Source organism: Gemmatimonadaceae bacterium (assembly GCA_036504815.1).
GTDB lineage: Bacteria > Gemmatimonadota > Gemmatimonadetes > Gemmatimonadales > Gemmatimonadaceae > PNKL01.
This window is the reverse complement of record DASXUN010000015.1, coordinates 12,350-32,508: the sequence shown is the minus strand read 5'-3', so window position 1 is coordinate 32,508 and position 20,159 is coordinate 12,350. Positions and strand designations below refer to the sequence as shown.

Sequence of the window (20,159 nt, the reverse complement as noted above, 5' to 3'; positions counted from 1 at the left end):
CAGGCGGACGGGCGCGGGATGGCGCCTCGTGCCTGGTTGCGCCATGGCGATCGGGAAGCGCAGGCGGTGCAGTTGTCGGGGTTACGCACGGGATGACACATTGAGCGTGATGACGGGACGGGCCTTTCTACTTGCCGCGGTGGCGAGCGTGCTGTGCACTCCGGTGCTTGGGGCGCAGTCGTCGATGGTCGTGCTCACGCTGCCGGCGAGCGCGCGCGCAGCGGGGGGCGGCGACGCCTCGGTGTTCGCCACGGATGCCGCGGCGCTCTTCTATGGCGCGCAGCGGCTGCCCAACGAGCGGGCCACGACGCTCAGCGCCGGGACGTGGATTGGCGATGCGCAACTGGCGACGCTCGCGTTCGCGACCCCTGTGGCGTGGCAACGCCGGGCGCGGACAGTGCTGGCCCTCGGCGTCCAGTCGCTCGACTTCGGGAACGTCGACGAGATTCTGCCGGACCCGCTGACCGGCGGGACGCGCGGCACGCCGACGGGCAATCGCGTCGGTGGCAGCGAACTGGCCCTGACCGCGGGCGTCAAGCAGCAATCGTCGCGGATGCGCACGGGCGTGGCGCTCACCTACATGCGCGAGCAAATCGCCGACGTGAGCGCCTCGGCAGTGACGCTGAGCGGCGCGAGCGGCGTCACGGTGCGCGGTTGGGATGCGGACCTGTCGGTGGAGCACGCGTCCACGTCGTCGCAGAATCCGGCGCGGCCGACGCTGACGATTCCCTCCACGTGGCGCGGGAGCATCGCGACGCCGACGTGGACGCTGGCCGGGGCCAGCTGGCGGGGCGTCGGCGAGGTGCGTCGCACGCAGCATCAGGGGACGACGAGCGTTTTCGGCGCGGAAGCCGCGTTCAAGACCGCGGCCGGCTGGGATCTGCGGGTGCGCGGTGCCGGGCTGGCATACAGCGAGGAAACCGTGCGAGCCCCATGGTCGGCCGGTGGGAGCGCGGCGCGCGGCCACTGGTCGCTGGACTATGCGTATCAGGGCTTTGGCGCGCTCGGCGCGGTGCATCGAATGGGGATCACGTGGCGCTCCGGCGACCCACGAAACCCCTCCCGCTAACGGGGGCCGGCATGCGCCTGCGCTGGGGGAGCGTGGGGGTGGCGCTGCTCATCGCCTGCGGCGGCGTTGCGCTGGTCACCGCCGGCACGCGCACGGGACGTTATCTCGTGCGAGCCGCGTGGGCGGAGGGGAAGATCCTTCGCGGGCGCCGAGCGATCGCCGACCTCGTGCGCGATTCGACAACGGACGCGGTGACGCGCGGCAAGCTGCAGTTGGTGCTCGCGGCGCGCGCGTACGCGGCCGACACGCTCGGGTTCCCCGCCAAGGACGCCTTCACCAAGTACACGCGGCTCAAGTCGGACACGCTGGTGCTGGTGCTGAGCGGCGCGGCGCGGGACACGCTGGCCCCCGTGACGTGGTGGTTCCCCATTGTCGGGCGCGTGCCGTACAAGGGGTTCTTTGACGTGAAGCAGGCGCAGCGGGAGGAACAGCGGCTGCGCGACCGCGGCTTCGATGCCTACCTGCGGCCGGCGCCGGCGTTCAGCACGCTCGGCTTCTTCAACGACCCCGTGCTCTCGACGACGCTCAGCGCCGACTCCGCCGAGGTGGCGAACACGGTGGTGCACGAGCTGACGCACAACCGGTACTACGCCGCCGGATCCGCGGTCTTCAACGAAAGCTTCGCGAACTTCGTGGGAGCCCGCGGCGCGGCCGCCTTCTTCCGCTCGCGGGGTGACACGCTCAACGCGGCGCTCTGCGATCGTCGCTGGGAGGACCAGAAGCGGCTCGGCGCGTTCTGGACGCGCGTTGTGGATTCGCTCGAGGTCGCGTACGCCGCGCATCCGGGTCCGGCAGGCAAGCCGGCACGGCTCGAAGCGCGCGACCGTGTGTATGCATGGGCCCGTCGGCTGCTCGTGGACAGCGTTGGTCCCACGCTCACCACCTACCCGACGTGGTACGCCGCACGCGTGCGGCTCGACAACGCGGCGCTGCTCGCACGGCGGGTGTACATGACCGATCTCGGCCGGTTCGATGCGGTGTGGGAGAGTGAGGAGAAGGACCTGCGGCGGACGGTCGAGCGGATTGTCAGAGAGCACCGGGCACTGCGTTAGGTGCAGGGGGCAGGGAACAGGGTGTGGTGCGGGGGGCGGGGTGCGGGGGGCGGACGAGGTTAGCTGCTGAACTTGCCGCGCAGGAGCGCTCGCAGGTCCACGACCGGTGGAGCTTTCGCATCGGGGGGCGGTAGTTCGCCAATTGGCGGTTCCGCGACGATGCGCTGCATGGTGGCGCGCACACCGCGATCGAGGAACCGCGAGACCTGGTCCAACGTGTAATCGGCGCCGCGGCGCGTGTCGTAGACATTCAGCGGATACGACACCGCCAGATGATTGCGCGCGCGGGTGAGCGCCACGTACATCAGGCGCCGCTCCTCGTCGATCTGCTCGTCGCTGCCGAGCGCGCGTGAGAGCGGAAAGTATCCGTCCACTGCCCAGATGACGAAAACGGCATCCCACTCGCGCCCCTTGGCGCTGTGCGCGGTGGAGAGCACGAGGGTGTCGTCCTCTCTGTCCGAGCCGAAGCCCAAGTCCTGCGTGCCCTGCGGCGGCTCGAGGGCGAGCGCGCTCAGGAAGGCGGCGCGGCTGGGGTAGCCGCCGGCGATCACCTGAAGCTGGTCGAGGTCGGCGAGCCGCGGATCGGGACGGTCGTATTTCTCGCGCAGGATGTCGTCGTACAGCACGCGCACGCGGGCGATCTCGCGGGCCACCGCCCCGTCCTCGTCAAACGTGCCGGTGCGCAGGCCATCCAGCAGCGAGACCAGCGCCTGATGCGCGGCGCGGGCGCGCGGCGGCGGGGTGAATTGCCCGAAGGCGGAATGGTTCCACGCGTGCTCGGCCATCACTTCCATGGCGTGACGCGCCGTCACCTCGCCGATCCCGGGCATCAGGAGGAGCAGGCGATACCAGCTGACTTCATCGCGCGGGTTCTCGAGGACGCGCAGGAAGGCGAGCACGTCCTTGACGTGCGCCGCCTCGAGGAACTTGAGGCCGCCCCATTTGTCGAACGGGATGTTGCGCGCGGTGAGCTCGATCTCGAGGTCGGCGCTGTGGTATCCGGCCCGGAAGAGGACCGCGATCTCGCGCAGCGGAATTCCCTCCTCGTGCAGTTCGAGCAGGCGGTCCACGACGAAGCGGGTCTGCGTCGGTTCGTCCTGCGCGGTGACGAGCCAGGGCCGGTCGCCACCGGTGCGCTTCGTGTACAGGCTCTTCGTGTACCGTTCGCCGGCGCGGGAGATCAGCTGGTTGGAGGTGTCGAGGATCGGCTGTGTGGAGCGGTAGTTCTCCTCGAGCGCGACGATGGTGGTGCCCGGAAACTCGCGCGGGAAGTCGAGGATGTTGCGGATGGTGGCGCCGCGGAACGAGTAGATGCTCTGCGCGTCATCCCCGACCACGGTCAGGTTGCGGTGCGTGCGGCACATCCCGCGCAGGATGCGCGCCTGCAGCAGGTTGGTGTCCTGGTACTCATCCACCAGGATGTGGTCGTAGAGCGCCGCGATCCTGTCGGCGAGGGCCGGCACCTGCTCCAGCAGCATCGCCCAGAAGAGCAGCAGGTCGTCGTAGTCGACGAGGTTGCGCTCCTGCTTTCGCTGCGTGTAGTCGGCGTAGACCTTGGCGATGTCGTCCTCGTACTCGACGAAGCGCGGGTATTCCTCGCGCAAGAGCGCGCCCACGGGGATGTCGGTGTTGACGTGCCGCGAGTAGACGTGGTGCAGCGTCTCCTTCTTGGGGAAGCGCTTCTTCTTGTCGCCGAAGCCCAGGCGGGCGCGCGAGAACTGCATCAGGTCCTCGGCGTCCGACTGGTCCATGATGGTGAAGTCGGGACGAATGCCCGCCTGCTCGCCGAAGCGGCGGAGCAGCCGGTGGGCCGTGGCGTGGAAGGTGCCGCCATGCACGTGCCGGCTGCTGCTGCCGACCAGGCGCTCGACGCGCGCGAGCATCTCCTGCGCGGACCGCCGCGTGAACGTGAGCAGCAGGATGCGCTCGGGACGCACGCCGCGCTCCAGCAGCACCCCCACCCGGTGCACGAGCGTCCGCGTCTTCCCCGTGCCGGCCCCCGCCACGATGAGCAACGGACCGTCGCCGTGCGTGGCCGCGCGCCGCTGGGCGTCGTTCAGGCCATCGGCGGCACTGGTCTCGCTGGCGCGCGGCGCGACGCTGCGTTCGCGCTTGGGATAGAGGCGGGGATCGTCGGACACGGTCCCAAATATACACCGAAGCCAGCCGGCATTCTTGCGGGATGCCGCGGGATCGCGGACGTTGGAGACGTAAGCCGGCGTTCGCGGACTCGGGAGCCCTGATGCGACACCTGCTGGCGGCTGTTCTGGCACTTCTGGTGAACGGAAACGCCGTGGCGTCGCAGGCGCCGCCGGCCGGCCAGGATTCGACCGTTCGATTGCGCGAGTTCTGGGTGCGCCGGTCGATCGGCATCGGGGTCTTCATCACGCGCGCGGAGATCGAGCGCCGGCATCCGCAGTCGAGCCTCGACATCTTCCGGGGCGTCATTGGCATCCAGGTGGTCACCAGCACGCAGGGCGCCACGAGACTGGTGACGACGCGACGGGCCGCGACGCCGGTGCGCCTGCGCAAGACGCCGGGCGCGGAGTGCCCGCTGCAGTTCTATGTGGACGGACACTTCCTGTCGTCGGACATCTTCTCGATCGACGACCTCACGCCCGACGCGATCGAGGCGGTCGAGATCTTCCGGGGGCCGTCCGAAGTGCCGACGCAGTTCCGCCAGACCGACGTCGACTGCGGCCTGGTGGTCATCTGGACGCGAGGGGCGCCCCCGTCGTCTCGGCGCGACCGCTAGCGCCGATCGCCGCGGAACCGGTAGAACGTCAAGCCGTCCTTCGTCGAGGGCAGCAGCCGTCGCTCCGCGGGCGCCTTGCCGTCGGCGAGCAGCATGGCGAGGTCGGCCAGGAAGCCCTGATTGCCGAAGAGCGTATGGCCGAGCACGTCGGCGGTCACCCGGCTGGCATCGATGGTGTCCATGCCGTCGATGACGGCGAGTGAATCGCCGCCAAGGCCAAGCCGGCCGGCGCCGTTGACGACGCGCGAGGCGCGCAACGCGTCATCATCGCTCGACGCGTACAGCGTGATGCGCGCGGCGTGCGGGGCGAGGCGCGGGAGGATCTCGCGGCGGAAGACGCGGGAGTCGACGTCGGGGGCCGCCAGCACGACCTCGGCCAGGCGTGGCGTCGAGTCGGTGGCGGCAGTCAGCGTGATCGCCTTGCCGATGACCTCGACACCCATCGAGTGGCCAAGCAGGTGAATGCGGTCCGGCTGCGCGGCCACGGCGTGGTTGCGCAGCACGCGAAGCAGTTGGAAGCCCGCATTGCGGGCCGACTGCTGATCGCGCACGTAGGCCGTCACCGAGGCGGCGGACGGCCAGGAGAAGAGCAGGACCGTGCCGTCGAAGTTGAGGTCGGCCGCGACCTGCGCGGCGCGCACGGCGGCATCCTCGAACGAGACGTTGTAGCCGTGCACGAAGACGAGCAGGTCGCGCGAGCGCGTGGTCGCGAGGTCGGCGGCGAGCCGCTGCACGAAGCGCGCGCTATCCACCGGAATCGTGGTCGTGACGAAGAAGTCGCGTTGCGGGTCGGGACGGTACGTGAGCGCGTTGTCGCGCAGGGTGCCGGGGCGGGGAAGATCCCCGGTGCCGCGCACGCGGTACGACGGGACGTTCACGCTGACGGCGGCGAACTGCAGCGAGTCGCCGTCCTCGGGGCCGAAGCGAAGCCCCGGGCGATCGCTCGGCTGCGAACGCCGCGTCGTGGCGAGCAATATGTTCACGCGCACGGGGCCCGTGTCGAGCGCTGCATACGACCGGGGCTCGGCCGCGCGGGGCAGCGGCGCCGGTGGCGCGACGGGTTCGGGCAGGGTGGCGGGCGGCGTGCCGCGGCCGCAGGCGGAGAGGACGAGCGCGAGAAGGCAGGCGCGGCGCATCATGACGCGATGGTTGTCCGCAGCGCCGCCAGGTCGGCGGGCTCTGGTGTCAGGGCGAAGAGGGAACAGAACGCGGCGACGGTGCGCTCGCGAACGTCCTCGAAGAGCGCCGGCGACGGCGCGAGGCACGGGCCCGTGGCCGCATCGAGCAGTTCACGCTCGACACTCGTCATCACCACATCCTGGATGCCGCACGGCACCATCAGGTCGAAATACGAGAGGTCGGTCGTGACATTGAGCGCGAAGCCGTGCCACGTCACCCACTGGCGCGCGTGCACGCCGATGGACGCAATCTTGCGATCGCGCACCCAGACGCCGGTCTTGCCGGGATTGCGCGCTGCGACGATGTCGAACGTCGCGAGCGCGCGGATCATCGCCTCCTCGAGCTGGCGCAGGTACCAGTGCAGGTCCTGCGTATGCCGCTCGAGGTTCATGATGGGATAGCCCACCAACTGGCCCGGCCCGTGAAAGGTGACGTCACCGCCGCGCTCCACGTCGAACAGTTCGACGCCACGCGCCGCCAGGTGCTCCGACGAGACGAGCAGGTTGCCGGCTTTCGTCGACCGGCCGAGCGTGATGACGGGCGGATGCTGCACGAGGAACAGCACATCATCGGCGAGCGCGCCGGACAGCCGCGCCCTGGCGGCGTCGCGCTGGAGCGTGAGCGCGTCGGCATACGGCATGGAGCCGAGCTCGGCGACGAGGAGGCGGCGGTCGTTCACGCAGGAAAGATAACGGCGTCCGGCGTCAGGAAAGTCAGGACGCGTTGCACGGCATCCGCGCACAGCGCCCGATGACACAGGCGCGTATCGTACAGCGAGTCCCTGACCGAGCCATCCATGAAACGAACGATACGCGTCTTCGCCGCCTGCGCCACCGTTGCCTTCGCCCCTGCGCTGCTCGCGCAGGGTGCGCCACCCCAGTCGGGCATGGATGTCATCGCCCGCATGCGCTCCCGTCACGCCGGCGACTGGTACAAGACGCTGGCCTTCCGCCAGACGACGACCATACGCCAGAGCGACGGGCGCGACACGGTGCAGACGTGGCATGAGACGCTCCGCTACACGCCAGAACGCGGCACGCAGCTGCGCATCGCGGTGGCGCCGCTCGCTGCCGGGAATGCCTCCATCTCGACGTGGGATTCGACGTGGGTCATTCGCGCCGACACGCTCGCGGCGGTGCGTGCGAGCGGGAATCCGTTCCTCGCACTCATCGAGGGTGCGTACGTGCAGCCGGTCGGCGAGACGATCCGGCAGCTCGCGCCCCTCGGCTTCGACCTGGCGAAGCTTCGCACGGCGGCGTGGAAGGGGCAGGCCGTCTGGATTGTGGGTGCCTCCAGTCCCGCGGACACCACCTCGCCGCAGTTCTGGGTGGAGGATCAGCACCTGATGGTCGTGCGCATCGTCCTGGCCGGCGGCGCTGGGCGCCCGCCGCTCGACATTCACCTCGGCGCGCTCGAGCCGTGCGGCAAGGGGTGGCTGGCGACGAAGGTCGAGATGTTCCGCGGCGGCCAGCGCCGGCAGCTCGAGGAGTACCATGAATGGCGGTGCGATGAGCCGGTTGATGAGAAGCTGTTCAGGTCTCAGAAATAGAGAAACAACAGAGAGACAACAGACAAACAACAGAGAGACAACAGAGGGCGGCGCGATGGTGCGCCGCCCTTCTGGTTGCCGACTCCGACGCTCGCGGACTGGCCGCGTCAGGGCTGCGTGCCGAACTCCCGCACGAGTTCGCTTGCGGCGTCGGGTCCGCGACGCAGGGTCATCTGCACCGTCGTCCCGGTGCGCAGCCACAGCTTGCCCCCCTGCTCGGTCAGCATCGCCGGCGCGGGGTGGATGAACAGTCCGGCGGCCGAGACGGTGTCGAACGCCACCACCTCATCGAGGTCGCCGACTTCGCGCACGCGGGCACGCCCCTGGCGCAGCGCGTCGTCGTAGTTGAACGAGAGGTCGACGCGCGCCGGTGCCTGGCCGGGCATCACCAGCGAAGCGCCGCGGATCACCACGTCCACCGCCGAGCCGCTGTTGACCGGCATTGCGGTGTAGGTATCGGCGTTCTCGTTGCGGAAGTCGCCGGACGCAATCGCATCGAGCGCGCTGAGAATGCCGACGACGTTGACGCGCCGCAGGCGCTGCTTGTCCGGGTCGTCCGGGAGCGCCCCGCTCTCGATAAGCACGAGGCGCGTGCCCCACGACTGCATCAGGTCACCGAAGGCGCGCGGATTGAACGTGTCGTCGTAGCGGGCAACGCGTCCCGGGATCTCGCGTTCGAGCACCGACCGGATGCGCGCCGCGACGAGCCGCGCGTCGGCGCGCCCGGGACCGAAGCTGTTCGTTGCCTCAGCGGCGGGGGCCAGCAGCGCGATGCCGACACGCTGGTTGCCCGGCCGGCCCAGCGTGCGGGCGTTCTGATCGTGGAGATTGAAGCCGAACTGCGGCTTGATGGAATCGCGCACCGCCTTGAGCACGCGCGCCTCCGCCGTCGACATCCGGCGGACGTCGCGATTGATGTCCACGCCGAAGGCGTTCTCGCGCTGGAAGAGTTCCGCGCCGTCGGGATTGAGCATCGGCAGCATCACGACCGTGAGTTGTGACGCGAGGCGGTCGCGCACCGGGTCCCGCTGGGTGTCGGCGAGCGCGAACCAGGCCAGCAGGTCGGCAAGCGCCATCGTCGCCGTGGACTCGTCGCCGTGCATCTGCGACCAGAGGAAGACGGTGGTGGGGCCGGTGCCGAACGTGATGGCCCGCAATGGCCGGCCGTGGGTGGAGGCGCCGACCGGCGTCACGCGCAGCGCCTTCGCCGTCAGCGACGGCGCGATGGCCGACCAGTATTGCGCGTGGTTGAAGCGACGGTTTTCCAGGGCGCCGACGCGCTGCTCGGTGGCAACCCGGCGTCCCAGCTCAAGGCAGCACTCGGCCGCGGGCGCGGGGCGCGTAGACGGACGGGAGGTAGCGGTGCAGGCCGCAACGGTGGAGAGTGCCACAACAGCGATTCGGCAAGAACGCGGGGACATGCGTGCTCCAGGAGATGGCTGGCGGCCCCCGGCAGCGGCCGGCGGTCTCGATCGCAGCAACGCTCAAACAGAGGAAAAAGGAGAGGCGCCCGCAAGTCGCAGGCGCCTCTCTGTTGTCTCTCTGTTGTTTCTCTGTTGTTTCTCTGTTGTTTCTCTGTTGTCTCTCTCACGCCTTACGCGTGTATCATCTTCCCCATCGAATCCAACACCGCCTCCGCGACCGCCTCGCTGAGCGTCGGGTGCGCGTGGATGGCGAGATCCACCTCTTCCACGGTGAACTCGTTCTCACGGGCGACCAGCAGTTCGTGAATCATCTCCGTCACGTGCGGGCCCACGAGGTGCGCGCCGAGGATCTCGCCGTACTTGGCGTCGCGGATGATCTTCACGAAGCCCTCGGTCTCGCCCGCCGTGCGGGCGCGGCCGTTCGCGCTGAAGGGGAACTTGCCGACCTTGTAGTCGAGCTTCTTCTCCTTGCACTGCGCCTCGGTGAAGCCGATGGACGCCACTTCGGGACTGCAGTACGTGCAGTTGGGGATGTTGCCGTAGTTGATGGGGTGGTGATGATGCCCCGCAATGATCTCGGCGACGATCACGCCCTCGCGTTCGCCCTTGTGGGCCAGCATCGGCGGCCCGGCGACGTCACCGATGGCGTAGATCCCCTTGGCCGTCGTCTCGAGCTTGTCGTTCACCTTGATGAAGCCGCGGTCGGTCAGCTGCACCCCCGCTTCCTTGAGCCCGATGTTCTCGACGTTCGCGGCACGGCCGGCGGCGACGAGCACCTTCTCCACCGTGAGCTCCTGCTTCTGGCCCCCCGCCTCGACGGTGAGGGTGACGCTGTCCTTGCCAATCTTCGCGCCCGAAAGCTTCGCGCCGGCGTAGACGTCGATGCCGCGCTTCTTGAACGAGCGCGCCACCTCGGCCGAGCTGTCCTCGTCCTCGAGCGGCAGGATGCGCGGCATCACCTCGAGGATGGTCACCTTCGTGCCGAACGCATTGAAGACGTCGGCAAATTCGCAGCCCACGGCGCCGGCGCCGACGACGGCGAGCGTCTTGGGGGCCTTCTCGAGCACCAGCGCCTCGTCCGACGAGATCACCGTCGTCTTGTTCAGCTCCAGCCCCGCCTGCGGCAGGCCCTTCACGCGCGAGCCGGTGCCGATGATGAGCGCCTTGGCGGCCGTGTGCGTCTCCGTCTTGCCGTCGGCGGTCGAGACCTTGACCGTCTTCCCGGCGCCGATGACGCCCGTGCCCTTGATCCAGGTGACCTTGTTCTTCTTGAAGAGGAACTCGACGCCCTTGGAGTTCTTGATGGAAACATCGCGCGAGCGCTTCATCGCCACGCCATAGTCGAGCGTGATGTCGCCGACCTTCACGCCGAATTCGGCCGCGTGCTTGAGCCGGTTGGCAATGTGCGACGACTCGAGCAGCGCCTTGGCCGGGATGCATCCCCAGAGCACGCACGTGCCGCCGAGTCCCTCGCGCTCGATGACACCGACGGTCAAGCCAAGCTGGGCCGCGCGGATGGCGCCGACGTAGCCCGCCGGGCCGCCGCCCAAGAAAATCACATCGAAGTTTGCCATGGGAGTGCTCTATATGATGGGAGAGATGGGGCGCTCGGATAGTGATGGCAGATGGCGGGTGGCGGATGGCAGAAGGGCGGAGTCCGCCAGCGGCCATCCGCTTTCCGCGATCTCTAGAAGACCAGCATCAGCGGGTTCTCCAGCATCCGCCGCAGCGTCTGCAGGAAGCGCGCGCCCACCGCGCCGTCGATCACGCGGTGGTCGCAGCTCATCGTCACGCGCAGGCGCTTGCGCACCGCGATGGCGTCGTCCACCACCACGGGCGTGTCCTCGATGGCGCCGATGGCGAGGATGCCGCACTCGGGCGGGTTGATGATCGCCGTGAACTGGTCGATCTGCATCATCCCGAGGTTGGACACCGAGAAGGTCGAGCCGGTGTACTGCTCGGGCGTGAGCTTGCGCTCACGCGCCCTCTTGGCGAGGTCGCGCGACTCGACGGAGATCTCGCGCAGTCCCTTCCGGTCGGCGTCGAAGATCACCGGAACGATGAGTCCGTCATCCGTGGCCACGGCCATGCCGAGGTGCACGCGGTTGAAGTAGCGAATCTTGTCGCCAAGCCAGTGCGCATTGACCTCGGGGTGCGCGGCGAGCGCCGTGGCGACGGCCTTCAGGAGGATGTCGTTGACGGACACCTTGAAGTCCTCGCCGAGCGCGGCGGCCTGCGCGCGCATCTCGACAACGCGGGTCAGGTCGAACTCGGCGGTCAGGTAGAACGTCGGGATCGGGCCGATGCTTTCGCCGAGGCGCCTGGCGATGGTCTTGCGGATCTGGGTGAGCGGCTGATCGGTGTAGTCGGCGGCGGAGACGGCGGATGACGGACGGCTGATGGCGGAAGCGCCGCCGGCCATCGCCGCCTCGATGTCGCGCTTGATGACGCGGCCGCCGGGGCCGGAGCCGGGGATGGCGCCGACGTCGAGGCCGCTCTCGCGCGCGAGACGCCGCGCGAGCGGTGAACTCTTGGTGCTGACGGCGCCCGCCACGGCCGAGGGGGCCGCCGGAGCCGGAGCGGCGGCCAGGACAGCGGCCGGCGCCGGGGCGGCGGCCGGCGCGGCAGGAACCGCAGCGGCAGGAGCCACCGCGGCAGGTGCCGCGCCAGCGCCAGCCACGAGCGCCGCTATGTCCTCGTCCGCACCCGCAATGACACCCACCAGCGATCCGACGGGCGCCGTGACGCCCTCGGCCACGAGCTGCTTGCGCAGCACGCCGTCGCCGCGCGCCACGAGCTCCATCACGGCCTTGTCGGTCTCGACTTCGGCGAGGACATCGCCCGACTTCACGGCGGCGCCCTCGGGAATGTTCCACTTGACGAGGCGGCCCTCTTCCATGGTGGGAGAGAGCGCTTCCATGAAGATCTTCGTTGCCATAAGACTCGTGTCGTCGGTGAGTGACGGTAGACGGAAGACGGAGGACGGGAGATCCTACGTCCGGTACATCACCTGCTTGACTGCCGCGATGGTCTTGGCGACGTCGGGCTTGGCGATCTTCTCGAGCCCCTTGGCGTACGGCATCGGGACATCCGCCTGATGCACGCGGAGCACGGGCGCGTCGAGGTGATCAAAGCAGTCGCGCTGGATGAAATCCACCACCTGCGCGCCAATGCCGCAGATCTCCCATCCTTCCTCGACCACCACCGCGCGCTGCGTCTTGCGCACCGACGCGTAGATGGCCTCGACGTCCATGGGGCGAATGGTGCGGAGGTCCACCACGTCGATGTGGATGTCCTCCTTTGCCAGCTGGTCGGCCGCCTGCATGGCGACCAGCACCATCTTGCCGCTCGTGATGATCGAGCAGTCCTTGCCTTCGCGCTTGACGTCGGCCACGCCGAGCGGAACCAGGTACTCGGTGTCGGGCACCTCGCCCTTGGTGTTGTAGAGCATCTCGCCCTCGAGCACCACCACCGGGTTGTCGTCGCGAATGGCGCTCTTCAGGAGTCCCTTGGCGTCGTACGGCGTGCCGGGGACGACGACCTTGATGCCGGGGATGTGCGCCAGCCAGCTCTCGAAGGCCTGCGAGTGCTGCGCGCCGAGCTGCAGCGCTGCGCCATTGGGCCCGCGGAAGACGATCGGGACGGGAAACTGGCCGCCCGACATGTAGAGCATCTTCGCGGCGGAGTTGACCACCTGGTCGATGGCCAACAGGGCGAAGTTCCACGTCATGAACTCGATGACGGGGCGCAGGCCGGCCATCGCGGAGCCGACGCCGATGCCGGCGAAGCCGAGCTCGGCGATGGGGCTGTCGACGACACGGTTCTCGCCGAACTCCTCGAGCAGTCCCTTGGAAACCTTGTAGGCCCCGTTATAGACGCCGACTTCCTCGCCCATGATGTAGACGCGGTCGTCGCGGGCCATCTCTTCGCGCAGCGCCTGATTGAGGGCTTCGCGGTACGTGATGATTGGCATGGTCAGCTCGTCGTGTCCACGAGGACGTCCTCGTACAGCGCCGCCGGCGGCGGCTCCGGGCTGGCGTCCGCGAAGTCCCACGCGTCCTGCACGATGTGGGTGATCTCCGCCTCCATCGCCTCCCACTCGGCCACGGTCAGCGTGCTGGCCAGCACCATCGCGTCGCGCAGGGAGAAGACCGGATCGTACGCCTGGTACTCGTCCAGCTCGTCCTTGCTGCGGTACGTGCCGCTCACCGCGTCGGACATCGAGTGTCCCCGATACCGGTACGTGCGCACTTCGAGCAGCGACGGGCGCGACTCGGTGCGCGCGCGCTCGATCGCCTTGCAGGCCGCTTCGCGGACGGCGTGCACATCCATGCCGTCGATGACGATGCCGTCCATGCCCGTGTAGCCGTCGGCGCGCTTGGACAGGTCGTCGACGGCCGCCGCGCGCTCGACGGAGGTGCCCATGCCGTACCGGTTGTTCTCGATGACGAAGAGCACGGGGAGCTTCCACAGCGCGGCCATGTTGAGCGCTTCGTGGAACGCGCCGATGTTCACCACCGAGTCGCCCATGAAGCAGACGCAGACCTGGTCGCCGCCGCGGTACTTGATGGCGAAGCCGACACCGGCGGCGATCGGCACGTGCGAGCCGACGATGCCGTGCCCGCCGAGGAAGTTCGTCTGGCGGTCGAACAGGTGCATCGAGCCGCCCTTGCCGTGCGAGCAGCCGTCGATGCGGCCGAACAGCTCGGCCATGACCGCGCGCGGGGTGACGCCGCGCGCGAGCGCCTGGCCGTGGTCGCGGTACGTGCCGATCACGTAATCATCGGGGCGCAGCTGTCCGATGATGCCGGTGGAGACGGCTTCCTGCCCGATGTAGAGGTGGCAGAAGCCGCCGATCTTGCCGAGGGCGTACGCCTCTCCCGTCTTCTCCTCGAAGCGGCGCTGGAGGAGCATCGAGTGCAGCAGTTCACGGTCGAGCGCCGGATCGCCGGCGGTGCGAACCGCGCACGGCGCGCCCTTGGCGGCAGTCTTCTTCTTGGTTGCCATGAGGTGATTGGGGATCAGACGCCGGCCGCCTGGACCTGCTCCCAGGCGTGATAGCTGGAGCGGACCAGCGGGGCCGATTCGACGTGCCGGAAGCCGAGCGCCATCCCCTGGTCGTAGAACCAGCGGAACTCGGCGGGGGTGACGTAGCGGTCGAGCTCGATGTGGTCGTTGGAGGGGCGCAGATACTGCCCGATGGTGAGGATGTCGACGTCGACGCGCCGCAGGTCCTTCATGACCTCGACGATCTCCTCGTTGGTCTCACCCATGCCGACGATGACGCCCGTCTTGGTGGGAATGTCCGGCGCGAGGCGCTTGGAGGTGCGGAAGATCTCCATCACGCGCTCGTAACGGCCGCCCGGGCGCGCCTTCTTGTAGAGGCGCGGCACCGTCTCGGTGTTGTGGTTGTAGATGTCCGGCCCCGCCTCGAGAACGGTGCGGATGGAATCTTCGTTGCCCTGAAAATCCGGGACGAGCACTTCCACCGAGGTGGACGGGTTGTCGGCCTTGATCTGGCGGACGGTCTCGGCGAAGGCCCACGCCCCGAAATCGGGGAGATCGTCGCGGTCCACGGAGGTGAGCACGACGTGCCGAAGGTTCATCTTGCGGGCCGCCTCCGCCACGCGCGACGGCTCGGCGGGGTCAAACTTCGGCGGTCGGCCATGGGCCACGGCGCAGTAGGCGCAGTTCCGCGTGCAGACGTCGCCGAGGATCATGAAGGTGGCCGTGCCGTGCTGCCAGCACTCGCCGACATTCGGGCAATGAGCCTCCTCGCAGACCGTGTTGAGCTTGAGGTCGCGCATGAGGGTCTTCAGATGGAGGTAGTTGCCTCCACCCGGCGCCTTCACTTTCAGCCAGGACGGCTTCCGATCGGGGAGTGGTTCGGCCCGATGCCGGCCCATGATCTGGTACAGATGCTCGCTCATGCTCCAGTCGGCGAGAGGGGCCCGCGCCCCGGCAGTCGGGGTAGGGATGATGAACCTAGTGGAGTGGCCGGGCGGAAGCCAGCATTAGTAACTGTTAAAATAGTCTTTAACGGTTATCACAACATGGACGTAATGGCGCTGCAGATAGAGGTTCTGAGTGCAACAACAGGCGATCGGAAGGCTGCGGTCTGGTACGGAGCGCGTGTCGGTCGACTGCGGTCTTGGACCGGGCGCCGGCCGGACGGCGGCGAGTTCGTTCCAGCAGCCCGAAACCTCTGCGTACCCTGGCGCGTATGGCCTACAGCACCCGCGACGAGGATCTCATGCTTCGCACCATCTTTGGAATTGGCGCCCTGGCCCTGGTTGGCCTGTTCCTGCTGAAGGTCTTCTTCGGCCTTTTCGGTTTCCTGTTCGCGCTGCTCTGGGTCCTTCTGGCGTGGGCGATTCGCATCGCCATCGTCGGTGCGATCATCTACCTGATCCTCCGCATCTTCATGCCGGAGACGGCGAAGAAGATCGAGGAGCAATTCACCAAGTAGACGCGAGCCCAAGTTCGCTGGGCGGGTGATGGCAGATGGCGGAAGGCAGATGGCAGACGGGGCGCACTCCGAATGGATGGCGCCCCGTACTCTTTCCCCCTCTCCACACTCCTCCCCCCCCTCACCAAGCCCCCGCCCCCCGCCCCCCGCCCCCCGCACTCCTATCCCAACGCGTCGACGATCGCCCAGGTCAGCAAGGGGAGCATCAGCTCGTGGTGGCCAGTCAGTTCGTAGCCAGCGCCACCCGCCAGCGTGGGGCGCTGCACGACGTTGACGTGCGGACGGTAGTGACGCTGCATGTCTATGTCGCACGTCACGAAGCCGGTCGGCTGGCCCGCATTCAGGTTGCGTGCAACGGTCAGCGCCTTGAGGAAGACCTCGGGCATGATGACCGCGCTGCCGCAGTTGAGCACCACGCCGCCGTCGTGCAGCCGTTCGATGCTGGCGGCGAGCCGGCGGAAATCGCGGTGGCTGGTGTCGCCAATCGCGGCGCCGTTCGCGGCGGGATGCTGGTGGATGATTTCCGCGCCGAGCGCGGCATGGACGGTCACGCCGACGCCGAGCTGGTGCGCCTGCCGGATGATGCTGAGTTCCGGATGCGCCAGGGCAGGTTCGGCGGCGAGGGCGCGCGCCACGCTTTCGCCCATCCCCCATCCCTCGGCAGACCCTCGCACGAAGGCGTCATTCAGCCCGCGCCCCGTCTCCTCGGCCATGCCGAACGTGCCATCGCGCAACCCGGCCGCCACGTCCTCGCTCGTCGCGCCAAAGCGCGCGATCTCGTAGTCGTGAATGGCGGCCGACCCGTTCATGGCCAGATCGGTGATGACGCCGCGGCGCATCAGGTCCACGAGCAGCGGGCCGATGCCGGTCTTCACCACGTGCCCGCCGAGCATGACGATGACGGCGCGCTTGGCGCGGTGCGCGTGCACGACCGCCTCCACCACGCGGCGAAAATCGCCGGCCTTGAGGACGTCCGGCAGGGCGCGGACGAAGGCGCCGAAGGAGCGCTCGTCGCCGGGCGGCACGGCGAACTCGCCCGCAGTCACCTTGTTGGGGCGGCCGGCCACCGGAATGGTGCGCACCTTCGACAGGTCGGCTTCGCGAGGCGAACTCACTTGGAGGACTCCGGAGCGGGGCGGACGGACATCGTGCGGAGATAGAGGTTCAGCGATCCGAACGGGAGCTTCGACTTCATCTGCACCATGATGCGCCGCTCGTCGTCGGTCAGCCAGACTTCCGCCTGTCCGTTCTCGGAGAAGATGCCCTTGGCATTGATGATGGGCTGCAGCACGATGCAGTCGAACGTGCCGGCCGGCACCTGGACGCGCTCGCGACGCAGGACGCGGATCCGCACCGGGTTGCGGTCGGGGATGAAGTAGCGATTGAACTCGTACGACGCGCCAACGACGAGCGGCACTGTGCGGATGAAGTAGAGGAACGACCCGTCGTCGAGGGGATCGGCCACCGACGGCTTCTCGATCTTGCCGAGCTGCAGGTACGCCTTGCGCTCCGGAAAGATCTCGAAGGTCTTCTGGCGTTCGCGGCCGATCTCCTTGAAGTCCTGCGCGAAGCGGAGCGAGGACAGGGTGGAGACATCCATCCACGTCTCGAGGACGTCGTCCACGCGCAGCGCGAGGTAGCCGCCGTGCACGGTAAAGCGGCCGTGCCACGCCGGGCGGCCACGCACGGACTCGATGCCCATGATGGCCATCTCGCCGCTGCCGGCCTTGATGAAGCCGAAGCGGACATCGTAGCCAAAGCGTTCGCCGATGCTCCACGGCACCTTCGCGGGGGAGGGCGGCAGCGCGCCGTCCTGGGCCGAGAGCGGCGTGGCGAGCAGCGCGAGCGCGCCAGCGAAGGCGCGCGCCGCGCGGCCGACCGCGGCGCGCGCCTTCGCTGGCGCGGAACGCAAGCGCGTCACGCCGCGGCGACGGCGCGCCGCTTCCGGGCCGCCCAGCCGGCGCGAAGGATTGCCTTGAGGTCCGGCCAGAGCTGCACACGCGTTGCGCGCGGCCGGAGATCGTAGCGTGGCTCCACGGACACCGCTTCGACCCGGCGCGCAAGCGCCGCCGCGCGCCGCAGCAGCTCGAGGTTCGCGACGCGGACCGGCCCCTCGGTCACCGGCGCCTCGCCGGCGGCGCGCACCACGTCGCGCACGACGGTGATGCGGAAGACGCGATAGGTGCCGAACGGGTCGGCCACGCCGCCGATGCTGAGATGCGCGCGCACCGGCCAGAGCTTCGCGACGCGACGCGCCCATGTGGCGAGCTTGCGCACGGCCGTTGGTGCGGTCGGCACCGCGGCCGACTCGGCGACGACCACGTCGGCGCCGCCCTCGAAGCGCTTGATCAGCTCGGGCAACTGCTCGGGCTGGTCGGTGAAGTCGCCCTGCATCAGCACCACGGCATCGCGTCGCGGGTAGCGTGTCCGCTGGCCTGCGGCCCGGAAGAGCGCATCCACGGCGCGGGCGTAGCCCACCTGCCGTTCGCCGCGGATGACCGTGAGGGGGAGCACCGTGTGGTAGGGCTCGAGCACCGCCGACGTCTCATCCGTGCTCGCGTCGTCGTAGACGAGGATCTCGTACTCGCGCGAGAACTCCCGGAAGACCTTCCGGATGCGCCACAGCAGGACGCCAATGGTGGGCGCCTCGTTGCGGGACGGGATGCAGATGTAGAGCACGGGCGTCGGGAGGGGGCAGGGGGAGGAAGATGAACCTACAAGATAACCGGAACGGCGCCGGAGGCGCCTACCCGGTGGTCTGCGCCAGGCGGAGGGCGCGGGCCGCCAATAGGGTGTCATACACCGCGGCCGTGCCGTCGACCATGCGCGCGACGCCAAATTGAGCCGCGCGCTGGCGGCCGCCGGCGGCCAACGCGCGCCGCAGAGCGTCATCGGTGGTCAGGCGAACGACTTCGTTCGCAAACGCCGCGACGTCACCCGACGGCGCGAGCAGTCCGGATTGGCCGGGTTCCACGAGCTCGGCCAACCCACCCGTCGCGAACGCCACCGGCGGGACGCCGAGCGCCATCGCGTCAATCACGGCAGTGCCGAGGCCCTCGGCACCCGAGGGGTGCCAGAGCATGTCGAGCCCCGCCATGGCGTTGTGAATGGCGTCCACGAATCCGGCGCGATAGGCGGCGATGCCGCCGAACGTGTCGGCACCCACGGCCGAGCCGCCGAGCAGGACCAGCCGGAGGCGATTGCGAACGTCCGGGGTGAGGCGCTGCGCGATCTGGTGGAGTTGAGCCACGCCCTTCTCTGCAGTCATCGCGCCGACGACACCGCAGATGAGCACGTCCGCGGGCCATCCCGCTTCGCGCCGCCAGTCTCGCGGATGGCTAACCGTCGGTGTGGGGACGCCGGAGTAGACGACGGTGCAGCGATTCGCGTCGACGCCTCCTTCCTGCAGCGCTCGCGCCACGGCCTGGCTGATGGCGATGAAGTGCGTCACGCGCCGTCCGTACTTGACGCGCCCGCGGGGGACGAAGGGGACCCGTCGCGTGACGAGCAGCGGCACGTCCACGCCGATGGTCGCGCCGAGCGCGATGGCGTGCGCCCGTGCATCGTGCGCGTGGACGACGTCAGGGCGCCAGCGCGAGACGAGCCGGCGCACGCGGCGCATGGCGATGAGGTCAAAATCGGCGCGCATCGCGACGGCGGCGCTCGCGATGCCCTGGGTCTTCAGCCGGCCGGCCAGCGGTGAATGCGGCGCGGCGACGACGAGCGGCTCGAGACCGCGCTCCCGCTGCGCCGCGGCGAGCAGGAAGACCTGCCGCTGGCCGCCGCGCCAGTGGCGGCCGCTGTCCAGATGAAGAATGCGCACGCCTAGAATATGGCGAACCGGGGGCAGGGGCACAGGCGCGGCGACGTGCAAATGGACGCGGGAACCCGCACCCGGCAGCTGCTAAGCTGTCGCCCCGTCCGTCGCGCAGGCCGTCGCAAAGGCCTCGAAGATGGCACGATCCCACGGAGCCTGATCATCGATCAGTTCCTCCGGATGCCATTGCACGGCGATGACCCACCAGTCGTCGGTCGTTTCGCAAGCCTCTATCACGCCGTCGGTGGCCAGGGCCGTGACTCGCAAGCCCGAGGCCAGGCGGTCCACCGCCTGATGGTGGAGCGTGTTGACGTCGATTCGCCGCGCCCCCGTGGCGCGCGCGAGCCGCGTTCCCTCGACGATCTCGACGGCATGCACCCGCTGCGTGCGCGCCGCTTCGCGGGGGTGCACGATGTCACTCGGCCGTTCCGACGCCAGATCCTGCACCAGCGTGCCGCCGAGGGCGATGTTGAACAGCTGGAGGCCGCGGCAGATGCCAAGGACCGGGCGCTTCGCGCGGCGCGCGGCGTGGACGAGCGCGATCTCCGTGGCGTCGCGGCCGGCGTGTGCGTCCTGCGTCAGCGGATGCCGTTCAACGCCGTAGCAGGCGGGATCGACGTCCTCTCCGCCCGACAGCACCACCCCCGCCACCTGGGCGACGACTGACGCCGCCGCGTCCGGCGAGAGCGACGGCGGAACGATCAGCGGGACAAGGCCGACGGATTGGATGGCCCGCACGTAGGCTTCGTTGACGCCGACCCGCGCGTACTGCCCTTCGGCAGCGGCCGGTTTGGAGGAGGAAGACAGGGCGACGAGGCGTGACGGCATGCAGGGAAACTATGCGC

General features: G+C 68.9%; 19 protein-coding genes. 5 read left to right on the top strand and 14 right to left on the bottom strand.

Annotated elements, in window-relative coordinates; all coding sequences use genetic code 11:
* Positions 1 to 100 precede the first annotated feature (100 nt).
* Positions 101 to 1,069: a hypothetical protein gene (locus VGJ96_07470; GenBank protein ID HEY3286946.1), complete on the top strand. Its 969-nt coding sequence runs from the start codon at positions 101 to 103 to the stop codon at positions 1,067 to 1,069.
* An 11-nt stretch (positions 1,070 to 1,080) separates the two neighbouring features.
* The gene (locus VGJ96_07465) at positions 1,081 to 2,121 is read left to right on the top strand and encodes an aminopeptidase (GenBank protein ID HEY3286945.1); all 1,041 of its coding nucleotides are present in this window, start codon (positions 1,081 to 1,083) and stop codon (positions 2,119 to 2,121) included.
* A 59-nt stretch (positions 2,122 to 2,180) separates the two neighbouring features.
* Here VGJ96_07465 and VGJ96_07460 read toward each other — a convergent pair whose 3' ends face one another.
* A complete protein-coding gene (locus tag VGJ96_07460) occupies positions 2,181 to 4,262 on the bottom strand; it encodes an ATP-dependent helicase (GenBank protein ID HEY3286944.1) in 2,082 nt (693 codons plus the stop codon).
* Positions 4,263 to 4,363: 101 nt separating this feature from the next.
* Between VGJ96_07460 and VGJ96_07455 the strand changes: the two genes are divergently transcribed.
* A complete protein-coding gene (locus tag VGJ96_07455; GenBank protein ID HEY3286943.1) occupies positions 4,364 to 4,876 on the top strand; it encodes a Plug domain-containing protein in 513 nt (170 codons plus the stop codon).
* Here the strand turns inward: VGJ96_07455 and VGJ96_07450 are convergent.
* Together VGJ96_07450 and lipB are read right to left on the bottom strand one after the other, a co-directional pair.
* Positions 4,873 to 6,015: an alpha/beta hydrolase gene (locus tag VGJ96_07450; GenBank protein ID HEY3286942.1), complete on the bottom strand. Its 1,143-nt coding sequence runs from the start codon at positions 6,013 to 6,015 to the stop codon at positions 4,873 to 4,875. The genes VGJ96_07455 and VGJ96_07450 overlap by 4 nt on opposite strands.
* Positions 6,012 to 6,734 (bottom strand): lipoyl(octanoyl) transferase LipB, encoded by a 723-nt coding sequence (gene lipB, locus VGJ96_07445; protein ID HEY3286941.1) that lies wholly within the window; start codon positions 6,732 to 6,734, stop codon positions 6,012 to 6,014. Before lipB ends, VGJ96_07450 begins: the two co-directional genes overlap by 4 nt.
* A 117-nt stretch (positions 6,735 to 6,851) precedes the next feature.
* Between lipB and VGJ96_07440 the strand changes: the two genes are divergently transcribed.
* Positions 6,852 to 7,604 carry a hypothetical protein gene (locus VGJ96_07440; protein ID HEY3286940.1) on the top strand — a complete coding sequence of 251 codons (753 nt, stop codon included), beginning with the start codon at positions 6,852 to 6,854 and terminating at the stop codon, positions 7,602 to 7,604.
* Positions 7,605 to 7,711: 107 nt separating this feature from the next.
* Here the strand turns inward: VGJ96_07440 and VGJ96_07435 are convergent, their stop codons facing one another.
* The 6 genes from VGJ96_07435 to lipA form a co-directional block, all read right to left on the bottom strand.
* Positions 7,712 to 9,025: a M14 family zinc carboxypeptidase gene (locus VGJ96_07435; protein ID HEY3286939.1), complete on the bottom strand. Its 1,314-nt coding sequence runs from the start codon at positions 9,023 to 9,025 to the stop codon at positions 7,712 to 7,714.
* Between the two features lie 173 nt (positions 9,026 to 9,198).
* Positions 9,199 to 10,602 carry a dihydrolipoyl dehydrogenase gene (gene lpdA, locus VGJ96_07430; GenBank protein ID HEY3286938.1) on the bottom strand — a complete coding sequence of 468 codons (1,404 nt, stop codon included), beginning with the start codon at positions 10,600 to 10,602 and terminating at the stop codon, positions 9,199 to 9,201.
* A gap of 113 nt (positions 10,603 to 10,715) precedes the next feature.
* A complete protein-coding gene (locus VGJ96_07425) occupies positions 10,716 to 11,966 on the bottom strand; it encodes a dihydrolipoamide acetyltransferase family protein (protein HEY3286937.1) in 1,251 nt (416 codons plus the stop codon).
* A gap of 54 nt (positions 11,967 to 12,020) precedes the next feature.
* The gene (locus VGJ96_07420; protein ID HEY3286936.1) at positions 12,021 to 13,001 is read right to left on the bottom strand and encodes a pyruvate dehydrogenase complex E1 component subunit beta; all 981 of its coding nucleotides are present in this window, start codon (positions 12,999 to 13,001) and stop codon (positions 12,021 to 12,023) included.
* Positions 13,002 to 13,003: 2 nt separating this feature from the next.
* Positions 13,004 to 14,035, bottom strand: a complete 1,032-nt coding sequence (pdhA, locus tag VGJ96_07415; protein ID HEY3286935.1) for a pyruvate dehydrogenase (acetyl-transferring) E1 component subunit alpha — start codon at positions 14,033 to 14,035, stop codon at positions 13,004 to 13,006.
* A gap of 14 nt (positions 14,036 to 14,049) precedes the next feature.
* Positions 14,050 to 14,958: a lipoyl synthase gene (lipA, locus tag VGJ96_07410; GenBank protein ID HEY3286934.1), complete on the bottom strand. Its 909-nt coding sequence runs from the start codon at positions 14,956 to 14,958 to the stop codon at positions 14,050 to 14,052.
* 323 nt (positions 14,959 to 15,281) lie between these two features.
* Here lipA and VGJ96_07405 point away from each other — a divergent pair, with 323 nt between their 5' ends.
* Positions 15,282 to 15,497, top strand: coding sequence for a hypothetical protein (locus VGJ96_07405; protein ID HEY3286933.1), 216 nt, complete (start codon positions 15,282 to 15,284; stop codon positions 15,495 to 15,497).
* 161 nt (positions 15,498 to 15,658) lie between these two features.
* Here VGJ96_07405 and VGJ96_07400 read toward each other — a convergent pair whose 3' ends face one another.
* The 5 genes from VGJ96_07400 to VGJ96_07380 all read right to left on the bottom strand — a co-directional run bounded on the left by VGJ96_07400 (position 15,659) and on the right by VGJ96_07380 (position 20,142).
* On the bottom strand, positions 15,659 to 16,612 hold the full coding sequence (locus VGJ96_07400; protein HEY3286932.1) for a hypothetical protein: 954 nt from the start codon (positions 16,610 to 16,612) through the stop codon (positions 15,659 to 15,661).
* Positions 16,609 to 17,418: a DUF3108 domain-containing protein gene (locus VGJ96_07395; GenBank protein HEY3286931.1), complete on the bottom strand. Its 810-nt coding sequence runs from the start codon at positions 17,416 to 17,418 to the stop codon at positions 16,609 to 16,611. The genes VGJ96_07400 and VGJ96_07395 overlap by 4 nt, the downstream gene beginning before the upstream one ends.
* Positions 17,415 to 18,176: a glycosyltransferase family 2 protein gene (locus tag VGJ96_07390; GenBank protein ID HEY3286930.1), complete on the bottom strand. Its 762-nt coding sequence runs from the start codon at positions 18,174 to 18,176 to the stop codon at positions 17,415 to 17,417. The genes VGJ96_07395 and VGJ96_07390 overlap by 4 nt, the downstream gene beginning before the upstream one ends.
* Before the next feature lie 67 nt (positions 18,177 to 18,243).
* Positions 18,244 to 19,320: a glycosyltransferase family 4 protein gene (locus tag VGJ96_07385; protein HEY3286929.1), complete on the bottom strand. Its 1,077-nt coding sequence runs from the start codon at positions 19,318 to 19,320 to the stop codon at positions 18,244 to 18,246.
* Between the two features lie 81 nt (positions 19,321 to 19,401).
* On the bottom strand, positions 19,402 to 20,142 hold the full coding sequence (locus VGJ96_07380) for a gamma-glutamyl-gamma-aminobutyrate hydrolase family protein (protein ID HEY3286928.1): 741 nt from the start codon (positions 20,140 to 20,142) through the stop codon (positions 19,402 to 19,404).
* Between the last annotated feature and the right edge of the window lie 17 nt (positions 20,143 to 20,159).